Origin of the sequence: Marinobacter sp., assembly GCF_052091845.1 — a bacterium.
Classification (GTDB): domain Bacteria; phylum Pseudomonadota; class Gammaproteobacteria; order Pseudomonadales; family Oleiphilaceae; genus Marinobacter.
Window position 1 is genome coordinate 1 of sequence record NZ_JBQDCO010000080.1, and the last position, 7,894, is coordinate 7,894.

7 protein-coding genes and 1 pseudogene are annotated in these 7,894 nt (G+C 54.8%); 3 read left to right on the plus strand and 5 right to left on the minus strand.

The window, feature by feature from the left end; translation table 11 throughout:
• The 4 genes and pseudogenes from ACTHYN_RS15910 to ACTHYN_RS15925 all read right to left on the minus strand — a co-directional run.
• Nucleotides 1-283, minus strand: a pseudogene (locus ACTHYN_RS15910) (energy transducer TonB); the annotation flags it as partial.
• Nucleotides 280-690: an ExbD/TolR family protein gene (locus ACTHYN_RS15915; protein WP_441813383.1), complete on the minus strand. Its 411-nt coding sequence runs from the start codon at nt 688-690 to the stop codon at nt 280-282. The gene ACTHYN_RS15915 and the pseudogene ACTHYN_RS15910, both read right to left, overlap by 4 nt.
• Nucleotides 687-1,082 carry an ExbD/TolR family protein gene (locus ACTHYN_RS15920; RefSeq protein ID WP_441813384.1) on the minus strand — a complete coding sequence of 132 codons (396 nt, stop codon included), beginning with the start codon at nt 1,080-1,082 and terminating at the stop codon, nt 687-689. The genes ACTHYN_RS15915 and ACTHYN_RS15920 overlap by 4 nt, the downstream gene beginning before the upstream one ends.
• Nucleotides 1,069-1,887, minus strand: a complete 819-nt coding sequence (locus ACTHYN_RS15925; RefSeq protein ID WP_441813385.1) for a MotA/TolQ/ExbB proton channel family protein — start codon at nt 1,885-1,887, stop codon at nt 1,069-1,071. The genes ACTHYN_RS15920 and ACTHYN_RS15925 overlap by 14 nt, the downstream gene beginning before the upstream one ends.
• Nucleotides 1,888-2,089: 202 nt before the next feature.
• On the opposite strand from ACTHYN_RS15925, the gene ACTHYN_RS15930 reads away from it, so the two are divergent.
• On the plus strand, nt 2,090-4,423 hold the full coding sequence (locus ACTHYN_RS15930; RefSeq protein WP_441813389.1) for a sensor domain-containing diguanylate cyclase: 2,334 nt from the start codon (nt 2,090-2,092) through the stop codon (nt 4,421-4,423).
• Nucleotides 4,424-4,465: 42 nt separating this feature from the next.
• On the opposite strand, the gene ACTHYN_RS15935 is transcribed toward ACTHYN_RS15930, so the two are convergent.
• Complete coding sequence (locus ACTHYN_RS15935; RefSeq protein WP_441813386.1) at nt 4,466-5,602, minus strand: hypothetical protein; 1,137 nt, start codon at nt 5,600-5,602, stop codon at nt 4,466-4,468.
• Nucleotides 5,603-5,654: 52 nt separating this feature from the next.
• On the opposite strand from ACTHYN_RS15935, the gene ACTHYN_RS15940 reads away from it, so the two are divergent.
• Nucleotides 5,655-7,157 (plus strand): amidase, encoded by a 1,503-nt coding sequence (locus tag ACTHYN_RS15940; RefSeq protein WP_441813387.1) that lies wholly within the window; start codon nt 5,655-5,657, stop codon nt 7,155-7,157.
• 111 nt (nt 7,158-7,268) lie between these two features.
• A partial coding sequence (locus tag ACTHYN_RS15945) for a hypothetical protein (protein ID WP_441813388.1) occupies nt 7,269-7,894 on the plus strand: 626 nt, incomplete at its 3' end.

The following is a 7,894-nucleotide window of genomic DNA, read 5'->3' on the forward strand; positions in this document are numbered from 1 at the left end:
GTTCTGGTTCTGGTTCTGGTTCTGGCTCTGGCTCTGGTTCCGGTTTTGGTTTTGCTTTGGGCTTTGGCTTGGTTTTTTTCACAGGTTCGGGCTTTGTCTCTTCTGCTGGCGCTGCTTTGCCCGCAAGTGAGATTTTGATAGCTGGCGCCGTATTAACCGCCGCATTACCAAGCTGGTTGATCTCTATGGTTTTTTCGGGCATAGCAGCCATAAGAGTGCCCACGCCCAAAACAACGGCAATTGCCAGTAGGCCCAGGCGGATAAGTTTTCCGGTGTCCTTCACGTTTCCGGCTCCGTAAGCAGCAGGATTTCTTCGTAACCGCCCTTTTCCAGAGTGCGTAAAAGGCTTTCAAGATCGGCCATGGAAATGCTGCTGGCTGCGGCAATTTTCAGCGGGTTCTGTGCGTCTGGCTCTGGTAGCTCTTTTAGCAGAGTTTGCGCATCCAGTGTTTTGCCGCTTATTCGCCAATTACCTTCAGCGTCAACCAGCAAGTCGGCATGGGGCGATTGTTGCTCTGCGCTTGGCGGTGTAGCAGGCAGGTCTGGCAATGGGTCGTCAGCAAGTTGGCCGGCTACAATGAAGAACATCAGTAGCAGGAAAACCAGATTAATGAGAGGCAGGAGTGCATCCTCTACCCGCTCCATCAAAGACTTGCCCGAGGTGGCGGGGGGTGGAATCAGTTCTGTCATGGCGCTTCTTCGGTGGCACGTTTCCAGTGGGCTTGGATACCGTTGCGGGACAGCTCGCCCAGGGTGGCTGTGAACAGGCTTAATTGCGCCGCTGGCGCAGTAGTAAGGTTAACCTCGGAGATGCCTGCACTGCGAAGTTCTGGTAGCAACTCATCCACTGGCAGAGTGACATCTTGCCAGGTTACGTCGCCTCCCTGCGTCACCGTCAGCATTGGCAGCGGATCACCCGTTACCGTGCTGCGGCTTTCTGTGCTGTTGGCCAGTTCCAGATGATCTACCGGCATTAGTCGGCTGGTGAGCATAAAAAACACAAGCAGAATAAAGACCACATCAATCAGCGGAGTAATGCGGATAGGAATAGGCCGGTTGGGCCTTGGTTCAACCAGTTGCATGTGCGAAGCGCTGCCTGCCGTGAGTCTCAAATTCCTCCTCGCTTTTAGCCTGCGCAGTCGGTTGGCTGGCTGCTGGCTGTGCCGGAGCCGCCATGGCGGACTCGTCGGCGAGCTCCATTGGGCTGGAAAAAGCTTCTGGCGTTGCGCTCAGCACAGACACCAATGAGCTGTTAACAACCTTGTGAATGCGCCGTAAGCGGAATTCGATCCACGCCGCCAGGGCAGCAAACGGGATGGCAACCACAAGGCCGGCCGCGGTGGTAGTCAATGCCTCGTAAATACCGCCACTTAACTGCGATGCATTGGCGCGGCCTTCTGTTGCAGCCATAGCGCTGAAGGCCTCCATCATGCCAAGAACAGTGCCTAGCAACCCAAGTAGAGGTGCAAGAGCCGCGATCACTTCAATGATTTTTAGCGGGGCCTCAAAGGGTTCAAGCCCTTGTTGAGCGTCCCGCGCTGCGGTCTCGCGAACTTGTTGATTGCTTTGATGGCTTTGCAGCGCCTCAATGGTATTGATAACCACATGTTGCAGAGGGTTTAGTTTTTGCCAGCGGCTGGCCTGTTGGCGAACAGTTTGCGGGTTCACGCTGGCGGGGTCCTGTTGCCAAAGCGTAATAATGCCTTTAAGTTTTTTGGACAGCCTGGGCGCAAAGAATGCGCCTACAAGTATCAGGTAGATAAACGTGATGAGGCCCAGAACCGCCAGCACAAGTAGTACAATCATCACTGGGCCACCCATGGCCAGCAGCTGATGCAGGGGGCCTTCTGTTAGCGTAGAGCTGAAGGACGCAAAAAAATCACTCATGTGAGTTATCGCTCTTGCTGAATTTTGGTACAAATCATAACGATTATCATTGAGTTTGCAAGTGTGTAATTCTTCATGCCGTAAGCCTCTGTTAGAATTCGTGTCGCTGTTAAACGCATTCTTTACAAACGACCGGGTATAAAAACGGAGGAAAAGCCATTTACATGCAATTCCGGCCAAACGGAGCCACTGTGCTGTGCTGATGAGTCGCTGGTTAGGCAGCCTTGTTAACCGGGCAGTGCTTCTCGTCGTGGGTGTTGTTGTTCTGACAGCACTGCTGGTTGCGCTTATAGGCTCGGCTCTTAGTCGCTCAGAGCTTGAGCAGCAGGCAGAAAATCAGGTAACAACCATTGCCCAACTGGTTGCTTCAGACCTGGATGAAAAGCTGTCCAAGCGCCTGGACGCACTTAACCATGTGGCGCAGGGGTTTACCATGAGCGAGTCGGCTTTTGCGATGCGGGCAAAGGTACTGATGCGCCGACAGGCCGCACTGCAGCACTTGTTTGATGGCCTTTATCTGATTGATGCAAAAGGTAAGATTATTGCTGAGTACCCCGAGGTGTTGAATCTGACCGGAATGGACGTCAGTAGCCGGTCATACTTTCAGCAGGCTTCCGGGCAACTGACTCCGCTTATCAGTGAACCTTACCGTTCAAACTACAAGGGCAAGCCCGCTTTGATGGTAGCGACACCTGTGTTTGATCACCAGCAGCGCTTTATCGGTATGCTTGGCGGCTCAATTTTGCTGGCAGGCAAGCACCTTATTGAGGAGTTTTCTGGTATCCGTATTGGTAAAAGCGGGTATCTGGCTATCGTAGCCCGAAACGGCACCATGCTTGCCCATGGCCGCTCTGGAGATGTCATGCGGCCACTAGAGGGTGTCACTCCAATGCTGCGGAACGCAATGGATGGATACGAGGGCACAGCCCAGAGTCGTAACAGCGCGGGCGAGAGTATTATTTTGTCGGTGCAGCAGATGTCTGAGGTGCCCTGGTTTGTGGCAGCGGTGTGGCCTGCCCGTGAAGCCTACGCGCCCGTTACGCGTATGACAGATGCGTTTTTGTGGATTCTGCTGGCAGTGCTTTTGTTGGTTGTGCCTTTGGTTCTTTGGCGCTTCCGCCGCTTGATGGCACCGTTGCAGGAGTTGGGCCACCAGGTGCACGAGCGCCACCTGGGTGTGCGAAGCAACCCTGTGGGGGGCTCTGGCGGCTCGGAAATCCGCCAAGTGGCAGACATATTCAACATGGTGATGGATGAACGCGACGATGTGATGAGCTCCCTGGCGGAGCGGGAAGCATTTTTCCGATCGCTAACCCGTGGTGCGCCGATTGGTATTGTGCAAGCCGATGTTCTTGGCCGTATCGAGTTTGTAAACCCGGTTTTTGAAAGCATTATTGGCTTGAAGCTGGCGGAGCTTGGCGGCAAGCATTTATTTGATGTTGTCTCGGATGAAGATCGTAGCGCTGTTATCGGGCGCTGGCGACAGACTCTTGAGCAGCAGGAAATATTCCGCGATCGCTTCCGGCTGCAGGGGCCGAGCGCCGATCGCCCGGTGTGGTGCCAAGTAATGACGGCGGCACTTGAAACCCCGGAAAAAGTGATGGGTACCATTACGGTGGTGCGGGATATTTCCCACGAGTTGGAGGTTGAAGAGGCGCTAAGGGACGAGCAGCAGCGGGCCGAGAATATCCTTGGGGTTATGCAAGATGGTGTGCTGATGGTAGATACAGGCGGTGTTATCCGTTACGCGAATCACGCTGCCGCCCACTTTTTAGGCGATGAAGAAGAGGCTGTCGATAAAAATGTGTTTGAGCTGGTTGATATCGATCACGAAGATCAGGCGCTTACCCACGAATGGTTTCTGGCCCGGGAAGATCTAGACAGCCTTTATGTTACCCTCAAAAACAGCAGCGGCGATACGCTGGATGTAGATCTCAGCATGATTCATATACGCCAGGGGCGGCAGAATGAGCGGCTGGTATTTGTGTTTCGGGATGACGCCGAGCGCCGTCGCGAGGAACAGCGGCTGTCTTGGGAAGCAACCCACGATAGCTTGACACAGCTGTTGAACCGCCGAGCGTTTAACGCCTCGTTGAACAAATGCCTGAATGAGCCGTCGCGCCCGAACGCCGGCTCTGTACTTATGTTGATCGATCTCGACCACTTCAAACCAGTGAATGATGAGGGCGGGCACCTGCTCGGTGATGAAATGCTTCGAGGCCTTGCGGTCTTATTCAAAGATTCGGTGCGTCAGTCTGACACCGTAGCCCGGCTAGGGGGCGATGAGTTTGGCGTTATTCTCCCTGCGTGCGGTATGGAGCGGGCAACAACGCTTGCGGAACGAATCCGTGCGGGTGTTGAGGCTCTCGAGCTAGAGCAGGATGGCCGAATGTTTGGCGTTACGGCGAGCATTGGCATGACCGAGCTGATTCCTACAGACCATGAGCCCAAAGAGGTGGTCGCCCGGGCAGATGAAGGCACCTATACTGCGAAATCCAAAGGCCGTAACCGGGTTGTGATAACCCCGGCACCATAACCACCGAAAGCGGGCGTATGCCGGGGTAATAAGGTGGTTGGGCTATTTTTGTGCACAAAACTCTGTGGATTTCAGCTTGGCCGTTCGGCACAGCGCCTCGGTTGCCAGTTGCACATCGGCCACATAATACAGGGATGCCAGCCCAAGCCTGTCGCGGCCCAAGTTGTGAAACACCATGCCAAAGGCGATATCGCCGGCGGTAAACCGTTCGTGATTGGCGGCAAAATACTTTGCGGGCTTAGCGAGTGTTTCATCATCAAGAAGCGCCTGAACACGACCGGCACCGCCGTGGTATGACTGAATCAGCATGAGCACGAACAGCGCGTTGCGTTTGTTTTCTGGCAGGTGGCCAAAGCGGGCTTCAAAGACGGGGTGCAAATTGCGAGCATTTTGTTGCATCAGGCGCAGGGCGCAATCGATCTGTGCCAGCCGATGCCAATAGTTTCTTGGCTTGATCCGGCAGTCTTTCAGGGCAGCGGGTGAAAGCTGGAGAATGCCTTTGGCATCTGCCTGTGAGTGAGCTCTTGCCTGGCCGCCGCTTTCAATCAGGATTTGCCCCGCCAAATAGTTGAGCAAAACCGGCGGCAATGTAAAACGGTTTTGCTCGCTGCGGTGTTGAACCGTATACATCAGTGCGTTGTGCAAAGAGCCAGGTTGTTCCCGGGTAGCGAAAGAAAGGTCGTCCCAGTTGCCCCATACGCGGTCTTTGGCTTCAGAGCCCAGATAACGGCCAACGGCAAGGTTCAGGTTCACATGGGGCTGGTCGCAGGCCAGAGCGAACGGATAGCCTTTGGTGTTTGCATCCCCGGCAAGCCACTCGTCAGTGAGCCCCTTTTCGTGCAATGACCGTCGAGTGTCGTTCAAGCGCTTTTGGGTGGTTGCGCTGTCGTCGCCGTTGCTGATCCAGCCCAAAAACTGCCCCCGCATGTCGAATAGAATATGACGGTCAGGGCTTGAGCAATAGCCGGATTCTTTCAGCACCCAGCTGCGGATGGTGAGAATGTTCTGGTAAACACCCTGGCTGACCCAGTATGGCGAAGCTCTGACAATGCTGGTCCAGCCAGTTTCAGTGTTTTCGCTATCCTCCTGGTTTTGTTCAGCACCTGCAGGCGCTTGCACAAGCAGGACCAGGATGAAAGTCAGGGCAAGCTGACGTAAGCTTGCGAATCTTGAGTTCATAAACGATGTGTCCGTGGTAATCCGGGCACCACAATAACAATTGGACGCCATTATGAAGCAATCTGAGTATCTTCGTTACGACGCCACCGCGCTGGCAGATTTAATCCGCCGTGGCGAAGTGACCTCGCAAGAAGTATGCGAGGCTGCGGTAGAACGGGCAAGCTCTGTGAACGGTTCTCTCAATGCGATCTGCTTCCCTCAGTTTTCCGAAGCTCTGGCGCAGACATTTCCGGAGCAAGGGGCGTTTGCCGGTGTTCCTTTGTTGCTTAAAGATTTGGCGCAAGAGCAGGCGGGCAGGCCTTGCACCTATGGCAGCCGTGGCTTCAAAAACAACATTGCGCCACAGGATTCAGAATTTGTCCGCCGGGCCCGGGAAGGTGGGCTGGTGTTTCTGGGTCGAACCGCTACGCCTGAGTTCGGTTTAAAGGCTGTTACCGAATCTGAGTTGTGGGGAGCGTCCCGCAACCCCTGGAACACCAAACTTACACCCGGTGGTTCAAGTGGTGGTTCAGGCGCGGCAGCGGCAGCGGGCATTGTACCCATGGCGGGCGCAAACGACGGCGGTGGCTCTATTCGCATACCTGCCGCCTATAATGGCTTGTTCGGGCTTAAGCCGTCTCGCGGGCGTATTTCCAGTGGGCCTCTGATGGGCGAATCCTGGACAGGCGCCTCTACAGATCATGTGGTTACCCGCACAGTGCGCGATAGTGCGACCATGCTGGATGTGCTTGGTGGTGCGGCGCCCGGCGACCCATTTGTTATTCCTGCTCCCGATGCGCCATACGCTGATCTGATGCAACAGTCGCCGGGCAACCTGAAAATTGGCTTATTCACCGCGTCTCCTTACGACACAGCCGTAGCCCCCGAGTGTATTGTTGCCGCTGAGGAAACCGCACGAATTTTGGAAAACCTGGGCCATACGGTCGAATACGCTCGGCCGGAATTTGATGGCATGGCGCTGGCACGGTGTTATCTGGGTCTCTATTTTGGCGAAGTGTCTGCCATGATAGCGAAAGCGAAAGATCAGCTTGGGGCGGCTGATAGTGATTTTGAGCTGGATACCCGATTGATGGGCATGTTGGGAAACACCATGCCACTGTCAGATTACGTTCTTCGTCGCCAGCAGTGGAATGAGTTTGCGCGGGCGCTCGGTGTATTTTTTGGCGGGTACGATCTTTACCTCTGCCCCACCACCGGGCAATTGCCGGCCCGCATTGGTGAACTGGAAACCCCGGCGCACCTGAAACTGGCGGCAAAATTAATGCTGGCGCTCAAAGCGGGGAAAGTGGTGCACCGCAGTGGCCAAGTGGATCAGATGGCCTTGGAAAGTTTGGCTCGAACGCCTTTCACCCAGCTTGCCAACCTGACCGGAACCCCTGCCATGTCGGTGCCCATACACTGGACAGCCGGGGGATTGCCGGTTGGCGTGCAGCTGGGCGCGCCCCATGGCGGTGAAGGGGTATTGTTGCAACTTGCGGCCCAGCTTGAAGAGGCGGCTCCCTGGTTTGGCTATTATGAGCGGCTTGAGGATGCTTTTTTACCTGCGGCCTTGTGATCCGTTGATTGAGGCCCCACGTTTATCTTTCTATGTGTAACAAGCTATGCTGTGTGTCAGGGAGATCACCTTCCTGATTCACCCTGATGGCATCGTGGAGGCGAGCGTATTATGAACCAACCGATGGCAATCGACGAACTGGTATCAGTAGCACAGGCAGAAGCCATGGGAGAGCTCGATGCTCCGATGATGGCGATTGTTCTGGCCAGCGAACAAAGCTATGACTTGCCCATCAACTCACTTGAAACCGATGCCGACAAGGCACGCTGGGGATTAATTCTCCGCGCTGCCCGCGAGCATGTTGAAGCGGATGCCGTGGCGGTTCTTTACCCCGCCTGGACAACCATCCGTCAGAAAAACACGGAACCGACAGAAGACCGTAGCTCTGAAGAAAGTAGCGCAAAAGAAGAGGGGGCCATTACAAAAGAGAGCACCGTTGAGGCCTCGGCAGACGAAGACGTCGAGGAAGAAGCAAACGACCCGATAGACACCCTGTTTGTACAGCTCCATACACGGGATCATGTGTACTGGCGTGGGTTTGAGCAGATTCGGGACCCTAAGCATCAGCGCATTATTGGCTTTCGCCGTATTAAAGCGTTGTCTACCGACTATAAGCGTGACGAAGAACCTTCGATTGCATCCTGGCTCAGTACACTGTTTGAGCCCCTACCGGAGCACGGTGAAGAAAGCGATGTGGATCTTGAGCTTGCCGATCTTCTGGAAGAACCTGAAGTGAG